The organism is Pseudomonas fluorescens (assembly GCF_902497785.1).
Classification (GTDB): Bacteria; Pseudomonadota; Gammaproteobacteria; order Pseudomonadales; family Pseudomonadaceae; genus Aquipseudomonas; species Aquipseudomonas fluorescens_BO.
In genome coordinates this window covers 22734-42485 of sequence record NZ_CABVHK010000027.1, presented here as the reverse complement: position 1 = coordinate 42485, position 19752 = coordinate 22734, and the positions used below count along the sequence as shown (strand labels likewise).

16 protein-coding genes, 1 tRNA gene and 2 pseudogenes are annotated in these 19752 nt (G+C 60.3%); 13 read left to right on the top strand and 6 right to left on the bottom strand.

What is annotated here, in order from left to right; all coding sequences use genetic code 11:
* Window positions 1-10 precede the first annotated feature (10 nt).
* Entirely contained in the window at window positions 11-1111 is a 1101-nt protein-coding gene (ychF, locus tag F8N62_RS29555) for a redox-regulated ATPase YchF (protein WP_150713947.1), read from the top strand.
* Between the two features lie 188 nt (window positions 1112-1299).
* On the opposite strand, the gene F8N62_RS29545 is transcribed toward ychF, so the two are convergent.
* A complete protein-coding gene (locus F8N62_RS29545) occupies window positions 1300-2517 on the bottom strand; it encodes an MFS transporter (protein WP_150713945.1) in 1218 nt (405 codons plus the stop codon).
* Window positions 2518-2703: 186 nt separating this feature from the next.
* Between F8N62_RS29545 and F8N62_RS29540 the strand changes: the two genes are divergently transcribed.
* Complete coding sequence (locus tag F8N62_RS29540; RefSeq protein WP_412071996.1) at window positions 2704-4896, top strand: methyl-accepting chemotaxis protein; 2193 nt, start codon at window positions 2704-2706, stop codon at window positions 4894-4896.
* Between the two features lie 11 nt (window positions 4897-4907).
* Here the strand turns inward: F8N62_RS29540 and F8N62_RS29535 are convergent, their stop codons facing one another.
* Window positions 4908-5813: a LysR substrate-binding domain-containing protein gene (locus tag F8N62_RS29535; RefSeq protein ID WP_150713943.1), complete on the bottom strand. Its 906-nt coding sequence runs from the start codon at window positions 5811-5813 to the stop codon at window positions 4908-4910.
* Between the two features lie 226 nt (window positions 5814-6039).
* On the opposite strand from F8N62_RS29535, the gene F8N62_RS29530 reads away from it, so the two are divergent.
* The 6 genes from F8N62_RS29530 to F8N62_RS29505 all read left to right on the top strand — a co-directional run bounded on the left by F8N62_RS29530 (window position 6040) and on the right by F8N62_RS29505 (window position 11641).
* Window positions 6040-7158, top strand: coding sequence for an ABC transporter ATP-binding protein (locus F8N62_RS29530; protein ID WP_150713942.1), 1119 nt, complete (start codon window positions 6040-6042; stop codon window positions 7156-7158).
* 15 nt (window positions 7159-7173) lie between these two features.
* Complete coding sequence (locus tag F8N62_RS29525) at window positions 7174-8094, top strand: ABC transporter permease (protein WP_150713941.1); 921 nt, start codon at window positions 7174-7176, stop codon at window positions 8092-8094.
* A complete protein-coding gene (locus tag F8N62_RS29520; protein WP_150713940.1) occupies window positions 8091-8900 on the top strand; it encodes an ABC transporter permease in 810 nt (269 codons plus the stop codon). The genes F8N62_RS29525 and F8N62_RS29520 overlap by 4 nt, the downstream gene beginning before the upstream one ends.
* Window positions 8901-8927: 27 nt before the next feature.
* Window positions 8928-9962, top strand: a complete 1035-nt coding sequence (locus F8N62_RS29515; RefSeq protein ID WP_150713939.1) for an extracellular solute-binding protein — start codon at window positions 8928-8930, stop codon at window positions 9960-9962.
* A 61-nt stretch (window positions 9963-10023) separates the two neighbouring features.
* Window positions 10024-11484: an amidase gene (locus F8N62_RS29510; protein WP_150713938.1), complete on the top strand. Its 1461-nt coding sequence runs from the start codon at window positions 10024-10026 to the stop codon at window positions 11482-11484.
* Window positions 11485-11564: 80 nt separating this feature from the next.
* Window positions 11565-11641, top strand: a tRNA-Met gene (locus F8N62_RS29505).
* Window positions 11642-11763: 122 nt separating this feature from the next.
* Here the strand turns inward: F8N62_RS29505 and F8N62_RS29500 are convergent.
* Entirely contained in the window at window positions 11764-12864 is a 1101-nt protein-coding gene (locus F8N62_RS29500) for a DUF2817 domain-containing protein (protein ID WP_150713937.1), read from the bottom strand.
* Window positions 12865-13018: 154 nt separating this feature from the next.
* On the opposite strand from F8N62_RS29500, the gene ggt reads away from it, so the two are divergent.
* The 3 genes from ggt to F8N62_RS29485 all read left to right on the top strand — a co-directional run bounded on the left by ggt (window position 13019) and on the right by F8N62_RS29485 (window position 15789).
* A complete protein-coding gene (ggt, locus tag F8N62_RS29495; protein WP_150713936.1) occupies window positions 13019-14851 on the top strand; it encodes a gamma-glutamyltransferase in 1833 nt (610 codons plus the stop codon).
* Between the two features lie 260 nt (window positions 14852-15111).
* Entirely contained in the window at window positions 15112-15414 is a 303-nt protein-coding gene (locus F8N62_RS29490; RefSeq protein WP_150713935.1) for a type II toxin-antitoxin system HigB family toxin, read from the top strand.
* A gap of 3 nt (window positions 15415-15417) precedes the next feature.
* Window positions 15418-15789, top strand: a complete 372-nt coding sequence (locus F8N62_RS29485) for a helix-turn-helix domain-containing protein (protein WP_150713934.1) — start codon at window positions 15418-15420, stop codon at window positions 15787-15789.
* 27 nt (window positions 15790-15816) lie between these two features.
* On the opposite strand, the gene ddlA is transcribed toward F8N62_RS29485, so the two are convergent.
* Window positions 15817-16911 (bottom strand): D-alanine--D-alanine ligase, encoded by a 1095-nt coding sequence (ddlA, locus tag F8N62_RS29480; protein ID WP_150713933.1) that lies wholly within the window; start codon window positions 16909-16911, stop codon window positions 15817-15819.
* A 244-nt stretch (window positions 16912-17155) separates the two neighbouring features.
* On the opposite strand from ddlA, the gene F8N62_RS29470 reads away from it, so the two are divergent.
* Together F8N62_RS29470 and F8N62_RS29465 are read left to right on the top strand one after the other, a co-directional pair.
* Window positions 17156-17965: an AraC family transcriptional regulator gene (locus F8N62_RS29470; protein WP_150713932.1), complete on the top strand. Its 810-nt coding sequence runs from the start codon at window positions 17156-17158 to the stop codon at window positions 17963-17965.
* 76 nt (window positions 17966-18041) lie between these two features.
* Window positions 18042-18410: a cupin domain-containing protein gene (locus F8N62_RS29465; RefSeq protein WP_150713931.1), complete on the top strand. Its 369-nt coding sequence runs from the start codon at window positions 18042-18044 to the stop codon at window positions 18408-18410.
* A gap of 105 nt (window positions 18411-18515) precedes the next feature.
* Here the strand turns inward: F8N62_RS29465 and F8N62_RS32425 are convergent.
* Together F8N62_RS32425 and F8N62_RS32420 are read right to left on the bottom strand one after the other, a co-directional pair.
* Window positions 18516-18950 (bottom strand): annotated as a pseudogene (locus tag F8N62_RS32425) (methyl-accepting chemotaxis protein); the annotation flags it as partial.
* A gap of 153 nt (window positions 18951-19103) precedes the next feature.
* Window positions 19104-19739 (bottom strand): annotated as a pseudogene (locus tag F8N62_RS32420) (PAS domain-containing protein); the annotation flags it as partial.
* Between the last annotated feature and the right edge of the window lie 13 nt (window positions 19740-19752).

Here is a 19752-nt window from a genome sequence, read left to right as displayed (position 1 = left end):
GGAAAACACCATGGGATTCAATTGCGGCATCGTCGGCCTGCCTAACGTCGGCAAGTCCACCCTGTTCAACGCCCTGACCAAATCCGGGATCGCGGCCGAGAACTTCCCCTTCTGCACCATCGAGCCGAACACCGGGATCGTGCCGATGCCGGATCCGCGCCTGGAAGCCTTGGCGGCCATCGTCAATCCAAAGCGCATCCTGCCGACCACCATGGAATTCGTCGACATCGCCGGCCTGGTGGCGGGCGCCTCGAAAGGTGAAGGCCTGGGCAACAAGTTCCTCGCCAACATCCGCGAGACTGATGCCATCGCCCACGTGGTCCGCTGCTTCGAAGACGAGAACGTGATTCACGTCTCCAACAGCGTCGACCCGAAACGCGACATCGAAATCATCGACCTCGAACTGATCTTCGCCGACCTCGACAGCTGCGAGAAGCAACTGCAGAAAGTCGCCCGTAACGCCAAGGGTGGTGACAAGGATGCGGTGGTTCAAAAGGCATTGCTAGAGCAGTTGATCGCTCACTTCACCCTCGGCAAGCCTGCGCGCACCCTGATGAAAACCATGGGTGCCGACGACAAAGCAGTGATCCGTGGTTTCCACCTGCTGACCACCAAGCCGGTCATGTACATCGCCAACGTCGCTGAAGACGGTTTCGAAAACAACCCGCTGCTGGACATCGTCAAAGCCATCGCCGAAGAAGAAGGCGCGATGGTGGTTCCGGTCTGCAACAAGATCGAAGCGGAAATTGCCGAGCTGGATGACGGCGAAGAGAAAGACATGTTCCTCGAAGCCCTGGGCCTCGAAGAGCCTGGCCTGAACCGCGTGATCCGCGCCGGCTACGAAATGCTGCACCTGCAGACCTACTTCACCGCCGGCGTCGAAGAAGTCCGCGCCTGGACCGTCCGCGTCGGTGCCACCGCACCGCAAGCCGCTGGTGTGATCCACACTGACTTCGAAAAAGGTTTCATTCGCGCCGAAGTCATCGCCTATGACGACTTCATCCAGTACAAGGGCGAAGCCGGCACCAAAGAAGCCGGTAAATGGCGCCTGGAAGGCAAGGATTACATCGTCAAAGACGGCGACGTGATGCACTTCCGTTTCAACGTGTAAGACACACCGCCCAATAAAAAAGCCGCGTTCGATACGCGGCTTTTTTGTGCCTGAAACAACCTTGCGCCACACCACTGACCCAATGTGGGAGCGAGCCTGCTCGCGAAGGCGGCTCAACATTCAACAATGATGTCGACTGTGAAGACTTTTTCGCGAGCAGGCTCGCTCCCACAAGGGTCTGTGGGGGTTCAAGCCTTTTTGGTTCTTGGCAGGAAGATCGCCAACACACCCAGCAACGGCAGGAACGAGCACAGGTAGTACACGTATTCGATGCCATGCGCATCCGCCAGATACCCCAGCAATGCCGCACCAATCCCGCCGAAACCGAACATCAGACCGAAGAATATCCCGGCAATCATCCCTACGTTGCCCGGCACCAATTCCTGCGCATAGACCACAATCGCCGAGAACGCCGACGCGAGGATGAAGCCGATCACCACGCTGAGAATGCTGGTCCAGAACAAATCAACGTGCGGCAGGATCAGCGTGAACGGCGCCACGCCCAGGATCGAAAACCAGATCACTGCCTTACGCCCGATCTTGTCGCCGATTGGGCCGCCGAAGAATGTCCCCGCCGCTACGGCGCCCAGAAACAGGAACAGATGCAGCTGCGAGCTCGCCACCGACAAGTCGAATTTCTCGATCAGGTAAAAGGTGAAGTAGCTGGTGAAGCTGGCCATGTAGAAATATTTGGAGAACACCAGCAACCCGAGCACCACCAGTGCACTGGTCACTCGGCCTTTCGACAAACCATGCGTCGCCGCCTGACCTTGCTTGAGCTTGAACAGGTTCAGGTGATTGGCGTACCAGCGGCTGATCCGGTAGAGCACGAACAGCGCAAATACCGCAAACAGTCCGAACCACGCCACATGGCCCTGACCAAAGGGAATGATGATCGCCGCCGCCAGCAACGGACCGAAGGCCGAACCCGCGTTGCCACCGACCTGAAAGGTCGATTGCGCCAGACCGAATCGCCCGCCCGAAGCCAGTCTCGCCACGCGCGAAGCTTCCGGGTGGAAGGTCGAGGAGCCGATGCCGATCAACCCGGCCGCCAGCAGGATCATCGGAAAGCTGCCCACCACCGACATCATCAAAATGCCGATCAAGGTGCACACTGTTCCGGCCGGCAGCAGCCAGGGTTTGGGATGGCGATCAGTGTGGTAACCGACCCACGGCTGCAACAGCGAGGCCGTCAGCTGAAAGGTCAGGGTGATCAGACCGACCTGCGTAAATGTCAGGCCATAGTTGGCCTTGAGCATCGGGTAAATCGACGGCAGTACCGATTGAATCAAGTCGTTGATCAAATGCGCCAGCGCCACCGCGCCGATGATGCGCATGACCAGAGGGCTGCTTTGTGGAGTCGCGGACGCCGGCGCTGTGCCGGTCTGGGCGTTGCTGATAGCCATGGGAGTTTCCGTACAACAGATGGGTGCACAGGGGCAGGTGCGTCAATGTGCCATTTTTCAGTGCAGCAGCGCCATCCCCTTAGCCAGCTAACGAACTAAATTCACCGACTGATAGCGCAACGCCATGGTCTGAATCTTGCCTTGTTTATCCGCATTAACGCGGCGCCCTTACAAAGGGCACCGAGAATGGGAAGTTTTGCTACAGAGTTGGCCTACAGAGCTGACGAGGGTGAACTTTCGAGGCCTTTAAAAAGGGCACGAGTCGCGGTCGCAACGACCTCGACGCACGCCAATGGTGCGTGGTGTCCACAGGAGTCATGGGGCATGTCGTTTTTATCACCGGGGATCGGGTTGCTGGGGCGCTTCGGCTTCGCCCGCAAATTTCAGCTGTTGTTTCTTCTGTTTATCCTGCCACTGGCGGGCAGTCTGCTGATGATTGGGCAAGACTACCGCGCCAAACTTAACTTGATCTCCGGGGAGCGCGCCGGGGTTCGGCAGCTACTCGCGCTGGATGCGCTCGACAACCTGCTCGCCGCCCAGCGTGACCGCGCTGCCCGCTGGCGTGCCACCGAGACCAATCGCCAGCCGACACCGGCGACCCTCGCCGCGATGGCTGCGTTCGATGCGGTTCAGCCGGCCGTCGCGCAGGCCAGCAGTGACCTCGGCAATACGCTGCAAACCGAAGGTGCCGAGGGCGAAACCCTGGTCCGCTATCAAGCGCTGCAAACCGCGCTCAATGGCCTGGACTCGAAAAGTTTGAGCAGCGTTGGCTGGTGGCCAGACGGTTACGACCGTTTCACCAATGCCTTGAGCGCCCTGCAAGCCTTGCGCGAACAGATCGCCATGGACAATCGCCTGACCCTCGCTCCATGGTTGGAAACCTATTTGTTGACGCAGATTTCGACGCAACACGCGCCGGACCTGATCGAGCGCGTCGGCCGCCTCGCCAGTGTCGGCCAGGCGTCGGTGGTGTCGGGACAATTCACCCTGCAAAGCCGTCTGCAATTGCGTGACTTGCGCAGCCGCATTGGTGACGCGCGTGAGCAGTTGGTCAAAACCGCGAGCCTGTTGGAAGCGCGTCTGCCCAGCGCCTTGCAAAGCTGGGCCGGGCAATACCATGACAGCCTCAAACACCTCGACACCGAGCTAAAGAACCTCGATGACGGCGTGTTTGGCGGCAGCATCAAACTCAAGCCTGAAGAATTCGAACGCAGTCTCGACGCACTGCTGACCGACCTCGCCTCGTTGCGCCAGCAGTCGCTGGTCTCACTGGATCAGCGCCTGGATTATTACCACGGCTCGGCCATTCGCCAGTTCATTGTGGTGGCGACAATCTTTGGCTGCCTGCTGCTGGCCGCGTTGTACCTGTTCATCTGCTTGCAGGCCTCGATCCGGCGCAGCGCCAGCGGCATCACGCTGTTGGCCGAAGCGTTACGTGACGGCAATCTGAGCCTGCAAGTCCCGGTCGAGGGCCGCGATGAACTGGCGGCGATCAGCACGGCGCTGAATGTCGCGGTGGTGCAACTGCGTAACAGCTTGCTGGGGGTCGATCACGAAACTCTGCAGTTGAGTAACGCGGTGCGCACGCTCAACCATCATTCCAGTGGTGCGCTGGGCGAGGTCGAAGCGCAGCAATTGCAGATCAGCCAGATCGCTGCGGCGGCCACGCAATTGGCCGCCACCTCGCAAGGGGTCGCCCAAAGTTGCGAACAAGCTTCCGGCAGCGCTCAGCATACCCAGCGCATTGCGTCTGACAGCAGCCGTGACAGCCAGCGCACCACGGCGAGTATTAAGCAGCTCAATCAGCGCTTGAACGAAACCGCCGCGGCACTGGGGCGGGTCAGTGAGCAAGGGCAGCAGATTCAGTCGGTGGTCGACACCATTCGCGGGGTCGCCGAGCAGACCAACCTGCTGGCGCTCAACGCCGCGATCGAGGCCGCTCGTGCCGGTGAACAAGGTCGTGGTTTTGCGGTGGTGGCCGATGAAGTGCGCAGCCTGTCGCAGCGCACCCAATCCTCCACCGCGCAAATCGCCGGCACTGTCGACAGCCTGCGTAACACGGTGAACGAAGCTGTGAGCCTGATGGAAGCCGCCTGCGGTCAGGCGCAATCCGATGCAGAGGCGGTCACCGGTCTTGGCGAACGGTTGGGAGAAATCGCCAGCGCCGTGCAGAGTGTCACCGACACCCTGGCGCAGATCGCCACGGCGGTCGATGAGCAAGCGACGACTGCCGACGAGGTCAGCGGCAACATCCAGCAAGTCGATCAGGCAGCGTTACGTTTGCTCGAAGGCGCACGAGCGGTGAACCACGCCGCAGACACCTTGAGCCAGGGCAGCAAGGCCTTGAGCGACAACACGGGCCGGTTTCGCCTGAGCTGAAACGTCCGGAGTCAGTCGACAATCACTGCTTGCGGGAAATCCTGCTCCAGTTCGGTTTTCAGCCACTGGATGAACCACGACACATCCGCCGAGTGCTCGGCGGATGGCGTCAACACGCGATAGCTTTCCAGCTTGACTTGCGCGTCCAGCACCCGCACCAACGTGCCGCTTTTCAATTCTTCACGGACCAGCACTTCGTTGGCCAGTGCGATGCCCTGCCCGCTCTCGGCCACCGACAGCGCGTGGTCGTTGTTGACGTAGAGCATGTCCGAATTGAGGTGCACATCGAGATCGTGAGCGGCGAACCACAGGTTCCACCATTCGCCGTCGTCGACGTGGATCAGATGGTGTTTCACCAGGTCGGCAGGCACTTCGACGGGATCTACGCTAGCCAGGTAATCGGGCGTACAGATCGGAAACACGCGCGGGCGGATCAGGCTGACGCGCGATTGAGCATATTGTCCGTCCACGCCGTAGACAATTCCCAGGTCGGCATGCTTGCCATCGACATCGGTGAAGGTCGAGTTGGGCTCGATGGCGAACTTAAGACCCGGACGCAAATGACGCATGCCTTCAATGCGCGGCATCAACCAGCGCTTGGCAAACCCCGGCACCACCATGATCCGCAGCCAGCGCTCGGCATCCTTGGGCCGAGCCTCTTTTCCCGCCTCGATCATCAGCTGCAAGGCTGCGGCAATCTTGCGGTGATATTTCTCCCCCGCCGCCGTCAAGGTCACGCCCCGAGAGGTGCGTTCGAACAGTTGAATGCCCAGCCATTCCTCCAGCAACTTCACGTGCCGGCCGATTGCAGGCTGGGTGACGTGGAGGGCTTTCGAGGCTTCGACATAACTGCCCAACCGGGCGGCGGCATCGAAGGCACGCACGGCGTTCAGCGGCGGTAAACGGTGATCGGGCATGGTGCGGGCCGCCTCTTGCTATTAAATTATTTAACAGGTCGTATGTTAAAATTGAAGTTTCGCGGCCGCAACCCCTCACTGATAATCGAAGCACAGCAAAACAAAAAACAGCTGGCTCAAAACACCTGAACACATCTCGATCCTGCCCAAAAAAATAATATCCATGGCCCGACGGTGCCGCTGACATCAGCGTATTCGCAGGCGATGGGGGAATCGGAGGTAACGCATGAATGCCCTGCATTCGCTGCAAACACTGGCGGTGTCGATCCGCTCGGTGCGCAAAGTCTACGGTGATCCAAAGACCGGCCCGGTGGCGCTGCAAAGCATCGACCTGGACATTCGCGACAACGAATTCTTCACCCTCCTCGGCCCTTCAGGTTGCGGCAAGACCACGCTCTTGCGGATGATCGCCGGGTTTGAGTTTCCGACCGAGGGCGAGATTCTGCTCTACGGCGAAAACATCGCCGACCGCCCGCCGTTCGAGCGTCCGGTGAACACGGTGTTCCAGCATTACGCACTGTTCCCGCACATGACCATCGCCGAGAACCTGGCCTTCGGCCTCGAATCGCACCCGATGGGCAAGGTGATGAGTAAAGCCCAGGTCGCCGAGCGCGTACGCGAAATGCTCGCACTGGTGCAGATGGAGCGCTTCGCCACACGCAAACCGGCGCAACTGTCCGGCGGTCAGCAACAGCGCGTCGCCCTCGCCCGGGCGCTGGCGCCACACCCCAAAGTGTTGCTGCTCGACGAGCCGCTCTCGGCCCTCGACCTCAAGCTGCGCCAGGCCATGCGCGAAGAGCTGAAAACCATTCAGGCCAAGACCGGCATCACCTTCATCTTCGTCACCCACGACCAGGAAGAAGCGCTGACCATGTCCGACCGCATTGCCGTGTTGTCCGAAGGCGAAGTGCAGCAGGTCGGCCGCCCGGAAGACATTTACGAACGCCCGCGCAATCGCTTCGTCGCGGACTTCATCGGCGAAACCAACTTCATCGAAGGCACCGTCACGCGAGTTGAAGACGGCCAGGCCTGGTTCGCCGGCCCTGCCGGGCATCCGCTGCCGGCACAGCCTTGCAGCGACGTGCGGATCGGCGCCAGCGTCGCGCTGTCGGTTCGCCCCGAACGTCTGCACCTGGTGCCGGGCAACACCGAGGGCGCGCTGCCGTGCCGGATCGATACGCAGGTCTACCTCGGCACTGATCTGCAATACCAGGTCAGCCTGAGTGACGGTTCGCGCCTCACCGTGCGCACGCCCAACAGCGTCGACCGCAGCCTGCGCTTCGCCGTGGGCACCCAGGCCGGCCTGTTGTTTGACAGCGGCAGCGCCAGCGTCCTGCACGATTGAGCCCGAGGATTTGCCATGCACGCGTTACCGATCGCCAATACCCTGGAGCGCCGTCGGGCCTTCCAGAGCTTCCTCGGGGTCAGCCCGGCGCTGATCGCCATCGGCCTGTTTTTGCTGGTGCCGATCCTGATCGTCATCGGCTATTCGCTGATGGAAGCCAACCCTTACGGCGGGGTCAACAAAGTCTTCAGCAGCGACGCCTACACCTCGTTGCTGTTCGAACGGCAACTGGACGACAGCCTGGCCTTCGCCGACTCCTATCTGCTAATCGCCTTGCGCTCCATCGGCATCGCCGGGCTAACCACGATCATCACCTTGCTGATCGGCTTTCCGGTGGCGGTGTGGCTGGCGATGCAACCGGCGCATCGGCGCGGTCTGCTGATCTTTCTGATCACTGTGCCGTTCTGGGCCAACCTGTTGATCCGCACCTACGCCTGGATTCTGTTGCTGCGTAACACCGGGGTGATCAACAACAGCCTGATCGGCCTCGGTGTCATCGACCAACCGTTGCAATTGCTCTACACCGACGGCGCGGTGTTGCTGGGGCTGGTTTACACCTACGCGCCCTTCGTGGTGCTGCCGATCTACGCGACGCTGGAAAAAATGGACATTCGCCTGCTGGAAGCCGCCCAGGATCTCTACGCCGGACGCTGGCGCACGCTGCGCAAAGTGGTCCTGCCGATTGCCAAACCGGGGATTCTCGCTGGCGCGATCCTCACATTCGTGCCGTGCCTGGGCGCGATGATCGCTCCGGAACTGTTGGGCGGCGGGACGCGGATGATGCTCGGCAACCTGATTTTCCGGCAGTTCAGCGATGCGCGTAACTGGCCGTTCGGTGCGGCGCTGTCACTGGTGCTGATGGCTGCGGTGATGCTGGTGCTGACGGTTTACGCCTTGCGCGCTGAACGCCAGCGCATCGCCAAGGGAGGTGCATGATGCTGCGTCTATTCAAACGAAACGGCTTGGGCGTGCAGGATTTCCCGGGCTTCGGCGGCTTCAGTTTTCTGTTCTACCTGTACCTCTACGCGCCGATCGTGGTGCTGGTGGTGTTCTCGTTCAACGCCAACCAGTCGGCGACGGTCTGGACCGGTTTCAGTTTCGATTGGTACCGCGCCGCGTTCGCCAATCAGGCCCTGCGCCAAGCGGCCGGCAACAGCCTGTTGATCGCCGTCTGCGCCAGCATGATCGCCACGGCCATTGCCACCCTCGCCGCCCTCGGCACTTCCCGAGGTGCGAAATTCAAGGGCCTGCAACTGTCGATGGGCGCGATCATGCTGCCGCTGGTATTGCCGGAAATCGTGGTCGGCGTCGCCACGCTGGCGCTGTTTTCAACCCTTGGCCTGTCCCTCGGCTACGGCAACCTGATCATCGCCCACACGGTGTTTTGCATCCCGTTTGCCTACCTGCCTATTCGGGCGCGGCTCAACGACATGGACCTGTCCCTGGAACAAGCCTCGGCCGACCTCTACGCCGGCCCGTGGCGGACCTTTCGCAAGGTCACCCTGCCGCTGCTGATGCCGGGGATTTTCTCCGGACTGATGCTGGCGTTCATCGTCTCGCTGGATAACTTCGTGATCTCGATGATGGTGTCCCAGGCGGGCACAACTACCTTGCCTATCTTCATCTTCGGCCTGCTGCGCATGGGCGTGACACCCGACGTCAACGCCGTGTCGACCCTGATCCTGGGCGTCTCGGTGCTGTTTGTCAGCCTCTCCTGGCTGCTGGGCAAAAAGAACACCTGAACCTTCTACGTACTGTGGGGAAATAGCATGAGCAAGTTGATTGCAAGCATCGGGACCTCGTTGTTACTGACCCTGGCCGGCAGCGTTCAGGCCGCAGAAAAACTCAATGTGGTCAGCTGGAGCGGCTACTTTTCGCCGGAGATTCTCGCCAAGTTCCAGAAGCAGACCGGCATTGAAGTCACGGTGGATTCCTACGACTCCAACGAAACCTTGCTGGCCAAGCTGAAACAGGGCGGCGCGGGTTATGACGTGGCGATACCGTCGCACCAGTTCGTGCCGATCCTGATCCAGGAAAAACTGCTGGAACGCTTCGACCCGGTCAAAGAGCCCTACTACGCCAGCGTTGTGGATAACTTGAAAAAGCCGACCTGGGATCCGGAAGGTGCGTATGCCGTGCCGTTCATCTGGGGCACCACCAGCGTGGTGCTGAACAGCGAACGCTACCAAGGCCCGGCCGACAGCTACAAAGTGCTTTACGCGCCGCCGGCCGAATTGCAGGGACGGATCAACATGTTCGATTCGGTCAGTGAAGTGATCGACATGGCCAGCCTGTACCTGAACATCCCGCTGTGCAGCGAAGACCCCAAGCAGATGCAGCAAGTGCTGACCTTGCTCAAGGCGCAAAAACCTTTCGTCAAAACCTACAGCTCCAAGGCCGGCTCGATTCGCGAGAACCTGGCCGCGGGTGAAATCGACATGTCGATGTTCTGGGGCGGTTCGTCGATGCGCGCCCGGGAAATGAAACCCGGCCTGAAGTACCTCTACCCGAAAGAAGGCGTGCTGGCGTGGGTCGACAACATGGTGATCCCGACCGGCAGCAAGAACCCGGCGAACGCCAAGGCGTTCATCGCCTTCCTCAGCCAGCCTGAAAACGCCGCGATGACCCAGAATTTCCTCAAGCATCAAAGCCCGATCAAGGGTGTGGAACCGTTCCTCGATGCCAGTCTGAAAGATGCCCCGGAGCTGCACATTCCCGAGGGCACCCAAGTGGTGTTCAGCAAGACCTGCGGCGAAGGCGCGATCCGTCTGGCCGACCGTCTCTGGACCAGCCTGATGCGTTGATTTCTACCGCCCCGTCAGCGTGACGGGGTGTTCCTCCAGCCGTCCGAAAGGCAGCGTTGCAATGACTTCCAATAACATCAGCGAACTGGTCCTGCTGCAGGCCCATGAACTCGCCGAACGCATTCGCCTGCGCGAGGTTTCCTGCCGGGAAGTGATGCAGACTTACCTGGCCCACATCGATCGTTTCAACCCTCGCGTCAATGCGCTGATCAGCCTGCAAGTGCCGGAAGATCTGCTGGCGCAGGCCGATAGCCGCGACGCCGAGCTGGCACGGGGCGAATACCGTGGCTGGATGCACGGCCTGCCCCACGCGGTCAAAGACCTGTCGCTGACCCGTGGCATCCGCACCACGCTGGGGTCGCCGCTGTACAAGGACTTTGTGCCCGACCGCGACGGGATCATGGTCGAGCGTCTCAAGGCGGCCGGCGCAATCATCATCGGCAAAAGCAATACCCCGGAATTTGGCCTCGGTTCGCAAAGTTACAACCCGCTGTTCGGCGCCACTGCCTGCGCTTACGACCCGAGCAAAACGGCCGGCGGCAGCAGCGGTGGCGCGGCGGCGGCGCTGGCGATGCATCTGGTGCCAGTGGCGGACGGCAGCGACATGATGGGCTCGCTGCGCAACCCGGCCGCGTTCAACAACATTTTCGGTTTCCGGCCGTCACAGGGTCGCGTGCCCTTCGATGACAGCGCCGACCTGTTCATCGATCAGCTCGGCTATGAAGGCCCGATGGGCCGCAGTGTGCGCGACGCCGCTTTGTTGCTGTCGGTACAGGCCGGCGCCGATGCCCGGGCGCCGTTGTCCATCGCCGAATCCGGCAGTGCCTTCGCGGCGCCACTGGAGCGGGATTTCAAAGGCACTCGCCTGGGCTGGCTGGGGGATTTCAACGGCTATCTGCCGATGGAGAAAGGCATTCTGCAGCTCTGCGAAAAAACCTTCGCCGACTTTGAAAGCCTCGGTTGTCACGTTGAAGCGGTGCAGCCAGAATTCGCCCCGCAACAACTGTGGAGCAGTTGGCGCACGTTGCGTCACTGGATGGTCGCCGGCTCGCTGGGCGCGATCTACGCCGACCCGCAAAAACGTACACAGCTGAAACCGGAAGCCTGCTGGGAAATCGAAAATGGCCTGACACTGTCCGCCAGCGAGGTGTTTGCTGCGTCAGTGGTGCGCAGTCACTGGTACCGCGCGATCTCGCGGCTGTTCGAGGAATTCGACTACTTGCTGCTGCCCAGCGCCCAGGTCTTCCCGTTCGATAAAACCCAGCCGTGGCCGACGTCCATTGAAGGCGTGAGCATGGACACCTATCACCGCTGGATGGAGGTGGTGATTCCAGGCACCTTGTCCGGCTGTCCGGTGGCCAATGTGCAGGCCGGATTCAACACGAACGGTTTGCCGATGGGCCTGCAAATCATCGGCAGGCATCAGGCCGACTTTGCCGTCCTGCAACTGGCCCACGCCTACGAACAGGCCAGCCGCTGGTTTCAGCGCTGCCCTTCGCCGCTACTGAGTGGGGGATTTTGATAAACGGTTGATAGCGTAGATAAATTTTTTAAAAAAGCGCTTGACGCATATTCGTTTCCCGCGAATAATGCGCGCCACTTGGCTACATAGCTCAGTTGGTTAGAGCATAGCATTCATAATGCTGGGGTCCGGGGTTCAAGTCCCTGTGTAGCCACCAAGTACTAAAAATGGCTTACCGAAAGGTAGGCCGTTTTTTTATGCATTTTTTTTGTAGGAGCCGGCTTGCTGGCGAAGGGGCGGAGTAGCCTCAACAAAACGTGAGTCGGACCAAGCTGCCTGTCAGGCACCCATGGCCGACAACCCCCGCTCCCAGATCTGCCAGGTACGCAGCCAGACCATCGCCTGCCAGTCGCTGTCGGCGGGATAGAACTGCTCCAGCAGATTCAATTTGATTTCGCGCCCCACTGCATCTCCGGGATTGCCGTGCAGATGCAGCCAATGGTCATCGCGCAAATGACGATGAACGCCAGCCCCCGGATAAGTCCCGCACTCGATCACGAAGGGCATGAGCCGCACCTGCGGCAACGCGTCGATCAGCGCCTGCGAGGTGTAGCCGGTCGCCGTTGCGGCGACACCGGTTTCGCTCAGCGTAGCAGTGCCGGTCTGCAGTGTGTAAAGCCATGGTCCATACACAGCCTGCGCCTCCGGCAGTGCCGGATAGGCCGACTCGGTGATGGTCAGCAACATCGGATGGCCGTATTCCCCGGCACCGGTGTGCAAGTCAAAGCACATGGCGACTTCGGCGTGAGCGACGTGTTTCTGAAGGATCTGGTGCAGGGTGCGGTTCGACCAGCTCGGCGCCCGCCCGCCATAAAACAAACCATCGGGATGGCTGTGCTGGCCGCCCTCGACAATCGACATCAGCGCCGGCCATCCGTGTTCGCGGATCTGTTCGTCGAGCAGAGCATCGGTGCGATCACGCTCGGGGCCTTTCAACTCGGTGCAGGCATAGATTTCATGCAGCGCGGCGTAGGCCCGGTTGTCAGGCAGCGGGCGTTCGAAGTTCAGGTGATTGCGGTTCAGGTCGATGTTGTCTTCATTGACCCGACGCAGCCACGCCGTGCCCCAGGGATTGATCAGATGGACGAACACCACCGCGACATCGGCTGGCAATGCGCGCTTGCCCAACGCCTGCATCCACTTGATCTGGCAACCCGAGCCATAGAAGCCTTCAACGCCGTGAGTGCCACTTAGCGCGATCAGCAAACGCTTGGCGCCGGGGTCACCGAGCACGGCCACGTCGGTGCTCAAAGGTTCTCCAAACGGCCCGCGTAGCGGGTGCGGGTACTCGGTCAGCGTCGCGCCGACTGCGTTCGCCGCCGCCAAAAACTGTTCCCGTTGGGCGCTGTAGCTGGGCTGGGTAGGAAAGTCGGTGTGCATGTCTGCCTCTTGTTGATTTTCTGGCCTGGCTGTTGCCCTCGACCCTACAGAAAATTCTTCAACGGATGAAGGACAAAAGCGCCCCGCCGTTTGCGTCGCCCCCGGTCGGCCGATAAAGTCCCCTGATCCTTTCCCACGGACGGAGTGCCACCGCGTGTTTTCAGCCTTCCACTTGAACCGCTTTCGCCTGTCAGCGTTTTCGCTGATTGCCTCTGCATTAACCCTTGTCGCGTGCAACGCGCCGCCCGCTTCGACGTTGCCGACGGCACCGGAAGCCGCTTCGGGCTATCGCACCGACGTGCAAGCCCGGCACGCCTCGAAACACATGGCCGCAGCGGCCAATCCGCTCGCCGCCGAAGCCGGACGTGCGATGCTGCGTCAGGGCGGTTCGGCAATCGATGCGGCCATTGCGATGCAAGCGGTGTTGACGCTGGTCGAGCCGCAGTCATCGGGCATCGGTGGTGGCGCGCTGATCGTGTTGTGGGATGGCAAGCAAGTGCGCACCTATGACGGTCGGGAAACGGCACCAACCGGCGCCACGGAGAAACTGTTCCTGCAAGCCGACGGCACACCGATGCCGTTCACCCAAGCGCAAATCGGCGGTCGCTCCGTGGGCACGCCCGGCGTGTTGCGGGCACTTGAACTGGCCCATCAGAAACACGGGCGACTGCCGTGGGCGCAGTTGTTTGAACCGGCGATCAGACTCGCAGAGGGAGGTTTCCCCATTTCGCCTCGCTTGAACTTGTTGATCGCCTCGGATTCGTCGATGCAGCGTTCGCCAGACATGATGGCGTATTTCCTCAACGCCGACGGCACTCCGAAGGCTGTCGGCACCCAGCTGAAAAACCCGGCACTGGCCGCCGTGTTCCGTCGCATCGCCAAGGAAGGTGCCGACGCGCTGTACAAAGGCCCCATCGCCGAGGAAATCGTCGCCAAGGTTCAGGGCCACGCCAACCCCGGCAGCCTGTCGCTGAACGACCTCAACGGTTATTCCGCCAAGGAACGCGCGCCCCTGTGCACCGACTACAAACGCTGGCAGGTCTGCGGCATGCCGCCACCGTCATCGGGCGGCATCGCCGTGGCGCAAATCCTCGGCACCTTGCAGGCACTGGAAACCCGCGACCCGCGCTACAACCTCGTGCCGTTGAAGCCAGTCAAGAGCGCCCATTCCGCGGGCGTTGAACCGTCCCCTGAAGCCGTGCACCTGATCGCCGAAGCCGAGCGTCTGGCCTATGCCGACCGCGCGCAGTACGTCGCCGACAGCGACTTCGTGCCCGTTCCCGTCAAGGGCCTGGTGGACCCGACCTACCTGGCCAGCCGCGCCGCTTTGATCGGTGATCGCAGCATGGGCGTGGCCAGGCCCGGCACGCCGCCGGGGATTCAGGTCGCCTTCGCACCCGACCGCTCGCCGCTGCGCATTTCCACCTCGCAAGTGGTGGCGGTCGATGACCTCGGCAGTGCGGTCTCGATGACCACCACCGTCGAATCGGCGTTCGGCTCGCACCTGATGGTTCAAGGCTTTTTGCTCAACAACCAGATGACCGACTTCTCATTCATCCCCGAAGAAAACGGGCAGAAAGTCGCCAACCGCGTCGAACCCGGCAAACGCCCGCGCTCGTCCATGGCCCCCACTCTGATCTTCGACCGGCAGAGCGGCGAATTCCTCGCCACCCTCGGCTCCCCCGGCGGTTCGCAGATCATCGAATACGTCGCTAAATCCACCATCGGCCTGCTCGACTGGAACCTCGACCCGCAAACGGCCATCAGCCTCCCGAACTTCGGCAGCCGCAACGGCCCGACCGAACTGGAACGGGGGCAGTTCAGCGCTGGGCTGATTCAGGCGTTGAAGGACAAAGGGCACAGCGTGAACGAGATCGACATGACCAGCGGCACTCAAGCGATTGTCCGGGTCAAGGATGCGCAAGGGAACGTGTCGCTGGTGGGTGGCGCGGATCCACGGCGTGAAGGGGAAGCGTTAGGGGATTGATTACTGCCTATTTGAGAAAGGCTTACCGGGTGGTAGGCCTTTTTTTATGGAAAACCCATCCTGATCGCCCCAATTGCACAGCCTTTTCCTACACGCAAATAAAGGATTCCAAGGTAGAGTTTGAAGTTCGATTTCCCGACGCCTATCACGCTCGGCCTATCAAAAAAGCTGTCAGCGAGACCTGATCAAAGGAACTGAACTCGCACCCCGACTATCTCCTCAGACTTGCATCAGTCCCATCATGGGACTAGGATCGTGCCATGAGAATCATCGCTATCAGCCATTTAAAAAGGTTTTGGGAGAAGTATCCGGATTCGGAACAACCATTCCTGGCCTGGATTGACGAGGCCAGAATTGCCGAGTGGAAATCACCGGCGGACATAAAAGCTCACTTCGCGACCGTCAGTATTCTCAAAAGCCGCAGAGTGGTATTCAACGTCAAGGGCAATGACTTTCGGTTAGTCGTCGCTGTGGCCTATCGCTTCGGCGCCGTGTACATAAAATTTGTCGGCACTCACAAACAGTACGACGCAGTCGACGCTAATACCGTCGAGATGGAGTAACCCATGAACATACGTCCGATTCACACCGACGAGGACTACCGTGCAGCCCTCAAGGGCGTGTCAGCGCTGTTCGACAATGAACCAGAGCCTGGCACCCCCGAGGGTGATTACTTCGACATTATGATTACGCTGATTGAAGCCTATGAATCGAAGCAATTTCCTGTCGATTTGCCCAATCCGATCGATGCCATCAAATTTCGGATGGAGCAGTCTGGCCTGTCCGCCGCAGACCTTGCGCCCGCCATTGGCCGGACAAATCGGGTGTATGAAGTGCTGAATGGCAAGCGGGCATTGACGCTACCCATGATCTGGAAACTACATGATCTGTTCGGCATACCCGCCGAGAGTTTGATCAAGCCTGTGAAGCAGGTCTGATCTTTACCTTTTCGCTGGTCAGACACCCTATCGGGAAATCTTCAAATCCCGCCGCGCCTTGTGCCTCTCCAGTGCCAGCTCGATCAACCGGCTGACCAGTTCGCTGTACGACATGCCAGTGGCCTGCCACAGCTTGGGGTACATGCTGATGCGGGTGAAACCGGGCAGCGAGTTGATCTCGTTGATCAGTACTTCGCCGCTGTCGGTCAGGAACACATCGACCCGCGCCAGCCCGGAGCAGCCGAGCACTTGAAACGCCTCGACGGCCAGGGCTCGGATGCGTTCGCTGGCTTCGGTGCTGATGTCAGCCGGAACCACCACTTGCGCGGCCTGTGCGTCGATGTACTTGCTGTCGTAGGAATAAAACCCGCTGCGCACCACGATTTCGCCACAGCCGCTGGCGATGGCGTCTTCGTTGCCGAGCACCGCGCATTCGATCTCGCGACCGCTGACGGCGGATTCGACCAGCACTTTCTCATCGAAACCCAAGGCGAGTTCGACCGCCGCCCGGTATTCGTTTTCATCGGCGACCTTGCTCACGCCCACCGATGAACCCTGATTCGCCGGTTTGACGAACAGCGGCAGACCCAGTTTGGCCTGGACCTCGGCGAACCCAGTGCGCTTCGCCGAAGCGCGAGTCAGGGTCACGAACGGCGTGACCGCCAACCCGGCATCACGCAGCAGGCGCTTGCTGATGTCCTTGTCCATACACACGGCCGAACCGAGCACGTCGGAGCCGACAAACGGCAAATCTGCCATGCGCAGCAACCCTTGCAGGCAACCGTCTTCCCCCAACGTGCCGTGAACAATCGGGAAGATCACATCGACATGCCCCAGCAGTTCCTGACTGGAAGTTTCCACCAACTGCTGGCTGGCCTTGCCCGGCACCACGGCGAGTTCACGGTTCGACTGGTTGAGGGCAATCAACGCCGGGTTTTCCTGATTCAGCAGGAAGTTCGACGGGTCATTCAGGTGCCAGTGGCCTTGCTTGTCGATACCGATCAGCACCGGCTCGAAGCGCGATCGATCCAGCGCGTCGACGATGTTTTTCGCCGATTGCAACGACACTTCATGCTCAGCCGAACGGCCGCCAAAAATGATCCCTACCCGCAGTTTGCTCATTCAGAAATTCCTCAACGATTGGCCAGCAGATTCGCACCGAACAGCAGATAGCAACTGCCGGAAAAACGATCCAGCCATTTTCGCGAACGGTCGTAAACCCGCGCCTTGTGGCCGTTAGCGACTGGGCAACACAGTGCAACATTTGCCTTCGATTTTCCACTAAGCAGAGTCATCCATCGGCCAGAAGACAGACGACCGGCTACTGGGTTAACGTATTCGGCATCCGTCCGGGACAGCGAGCACCATGGCCAGGCATCAACCGCACAACGACTGGTTCCACCGCGCCCCCGATGTCGCCGGGCTACAGCGTTTTGAGGCGTTTTTTGCCGGTCATGGCTACGACTTGCACCGCCACGACACCTACGCCATCGGTCACACCCTGGCCGGGGTGCAAAGTTATCAATACCGCGGCAGCTGGCGCCACAGCCTGCCCGGCGCAACGATGGTGTTGCACCCGGACGAAGTCCACGATGGCGAGGCCGGAACGGAGAGCGGTTTCCACTACCGGATGATGTACATCGAACCGGCGCTGATCCAGCAGGTGCTCGGCGGTCAGCCGCTGCCGTTCATCAAGGACGGGCTGTCAACCGATCCACGATTGTTCGCCGCCACCGAAGTGCTGCTGCGCAGCCTTGATTGCCCCCTCGAACCGCTGGAAGAACAAGACGCCCTGTTCGATCTGGCGCAAGCCTTGAACAGCGCAGGCGGAGTACCGCCCTCGCGGTCCAGTTTCGATTACGTGGCAGCGGAGCGTGCGCGTGAATACATCCACAGCGCACTGGATCGCACCGTAACCCTGGAAGGCCTGGCGCACCACAGCGGCAGGGATCGCTGGAGCCTGTCGCGGGATTTTCGCCTACTGTTCGGTACCAGCCCTTATCGGTACCTGACCATGCGTCGCCTGGACCTGGTCCGTTCGCTACTGATGCAGGGTCAGCCGCTGGTCAGTGCCGCGCTGATCGCCGGGTTCACCGATCAGAGCCACATGACCCGCCAGTTCAGCAAAACCTACGGCCTGTCGCCAGCGCGCTGGATGAAAATGCACCGCCGCTGAGCCACGCACAATCGTTCAAGAAACACGCCGGATCGGTGGCTAACGTGGTTTCCCGACCGACCACGAGAACCGTTTCATGAAAGCCTACGAAAGCCTGAACTTCGCCGACAAAATCTCCCGGATAGGCCCGCACTGGACACCTCGGGTCATCGCTGAAATGAACGACTATCAGTTCAAGGTGGTGAAGGTGCTGGGGGATTTCATCTGGCACGACCACCTCAATACCGACGAAGCCTTCATCGTGCTCGAAGGTCAGTTACGCATCGATTTTCGCGATGGCCACGTGCTGGTGAACGCCGGCGAAATGTATGTGGTGTCCAAGGGCGTCGAACACAAACCGTTCGCTGAGCAGGAGGTGAAACTCCTGCTGATCGAACCCCGGGGTGTGTTGAACACCGGCGGCAAGGGTGGCGAGCGCACGGCTGAGAATGACATCTGGGTTTAGCCGCCAGGTAAACGCGCATGAAAAGATCGCAGCCTGCGGCAGCTCCTACGAGGGTGTATTTCCTGTAGGAGCTGCCGCAGGCTGCGATCTTTTAAAGCTCAGGGATCAAGTCGACAGTTGATTGGCAAACTGTCCCACCGCATTCACCACTTTCTGCGCTCCGTCCTGGATCTCGACAATCACCGTGCCCGCCTCCGCCGCCAGCGCCAGCCCTTGTTCAGCCTGGAGCTTGCCGTCGGTCATCAGCGCCACCGCATTGCGGGCCATGTCCTGATTCTGGCGCACGACCAACACGATTTCATCGGTGGCCTGGCTGGTGCGCGAAGCCAACTGCCGTACCTCGTCCGCGACCACCGCAAAGCCACGGCCTTGCTCGCCGGCACGGGCGGCTTCGATAGCCGCGTTGAGCGCCAGCAGGTTGGTCTGTTCGGCGATGCCGCTGATGGTTTTGACGATGGTGCCGATCACCAGCGATTGCTCGTTCAACGCTTCGATACCTTCGCCGGCGGTTTGCATGTGCCTGGCCAGATCGCGCATCACGTTCACTGCCTGAGTCACCACGGCCGTGCCGCGCTGGGCACTCTGGTCAGTTTGCTGCGACGTACCGTAGGCAATGTTGGCCGCTTCGGCGACGGCCTGCTCCTGATTGACCTGATCGGTAATCACCGTGGCGAACTTCACCACTTTGTAGAGCGTGTTGTTGGCGTCCACCACCGGGTTATATGACGCTTCCAGCCATACCGTTCGCCCGTGATTGTCGACGCGCTTGAAGCGGCCAGCCACGAACTCACCGCTATTGAGGCGACGCCAGAAATCCTGATACTCGGCACTGTTGTATTCCTGTGCTTCGCAGAAAGTGCGGTGATGTTTACCCTTGATCTGCACCAGGCTGTAACCCATGCCGTTGAGAAACCGGTCGTTGGCCGTCAGCACATTGCCGTTGAGATCGAACTCGATCACCGCCGTCGAACGCACCAGCGCGCCGATCAGGTTCTCGTGCTCACGGGACGCCTCGATGGTACGGGTGAGGTCGCTGGAAAAAATTGAAATATGCTTGATTCGTCCGTCCGACGAGCGCACCGGCTGCACAATCGAACGCAGCCAGGCCTCCTGGCCATCTCCACGCACCAGACGCACCGTACCCGCGAAGTGCTCGCCACGCGTCAGTGCAGCCTTGAAGCGCTGATGAAACTCATCGGATTTAACATGGGCCGGCACGATGTCTTCGATTTGCCGACCGATCAGTTCGTTGCCCTTGTAGCGCATCTCGCTGATGAAGTTCGGGTTGGCCGATTGAATCCGCCCGTCGGGCTCAAGGTTCAGGACCATCATTTCGCTTTCC

What these genes read in the sequence shown, in the direction of transcription:
- ychF (WP_150713947.1), top strand. Translation starts at nt 11, where the DNA reads ATGGGATTCAATTGCGGCATCGTCGGCCTGCCTAACGTCGGCAAGTCC.
- F8N62_RS29545 (WP_150713945.1), bottom strand. Translation starts at nt 2,517, where the DNA reads ATGGCTATCAGCAACGCCCAGACCGGCACAGCGCCGGCGTCCGCGACT.
- F8N62_RS29540 (WP_412071996.1), top strand. Translation starts at nt 2,704, where the DNA reads ATGGGAAGTTTTGCTACAGAGTTGGCCTACAGAGCTGACGAGGGTGAA.
- F8N62_RS29535 (WP_150713943.1), bottom strand. Translation starts at nt 5,813, where the DNA reads ATGCCCGATCACCGTTTACCGCCGCTGAACGCCGTGCGTGCCTTCGAT.
- F8N62_RS29530 (WP_150713942.1), top strand. Translation starts at nt 6,040, where the DNA reads ATGAATGCCCTGCATTCGCTGCAAACACTGGCGGTGTCGATCCGCTCG.
- F8N62_RS29525 (WP_150713941.1), top strand. Translation starts at nt 7,174, where the DNA reads ATGCACGCGTTACCGATCGCCAATACCCTGGAGCGCCGTCGGGCCTTC.
- F8N62_RS29520 (WP_150713940.1), top strand. Translation starts at nt 8,091, where the DNA reads ATGATGCTGCGTCTATTCAAACGAAACGGCTTGGGCGTGCAGGATTTC.
- F8N62_RS29515 (WP_150713939.1), top strand. Translation starts at nt 8,928, where the DNA reads ATGAGCAAGTTGATTGCAAGCATCGGGACCTCGTTGTTACTGACCCTG.
- F8N62_RS29510 (WP_150713938.1), top strand. Translation starts at nt 10,024, where the DNA reads ATGACTTCCAATAACATCAGCGAACTGGTCCTGCTGCAGGCCCATGAA.
- F8N62_RS29500 (WP_150713937.1), bottom strand. Translation starts at nt 12,864, where the DNA reads ATGCACACCGACTTTCCTACCCAGCCCAGCTACAGCGCCCAACGGGAA.
- F8N62_RS29490 (WP_150713935.1), top strand. Translation starts at nt 15,112, where the DNA reads ATGAGAATCATCGCTATCAGCCATTTAAAAAGGTTTTGGGAGAAGTAT.
- F8N62_RS29485 (WP_150713934.1), top strand. Translation starts at nt 15,418, where the DNA reads ATGAACATACGTCCGATTCACACCGACGAGGACTACCGTGCAGCCCTC.
- ddlA (WP_150713933.1), bottom strand. Translation starts at nt 16,911, where the DNA reads ATGAGCAAACTGCGGGTAGGGATCATTTTTGGCGGCCGTTCGGCTGAG.
- F8N62_RS29470 (WP_150713932.1), top strand. Translation starts at nt 17,156, where the DNA reads ATGGCCAGGCATCAACCGCACAACGACTGGTTCCACCGCGCCCCCGAT.
- F8N62_RS29465 (WP_150713931.1), top strand. Translation starts at nt 18,042, where the DNA reads ATGAAAGCCTACGAAAGCCTGAACTTCGCCGACAAAATCTCCCGGATA.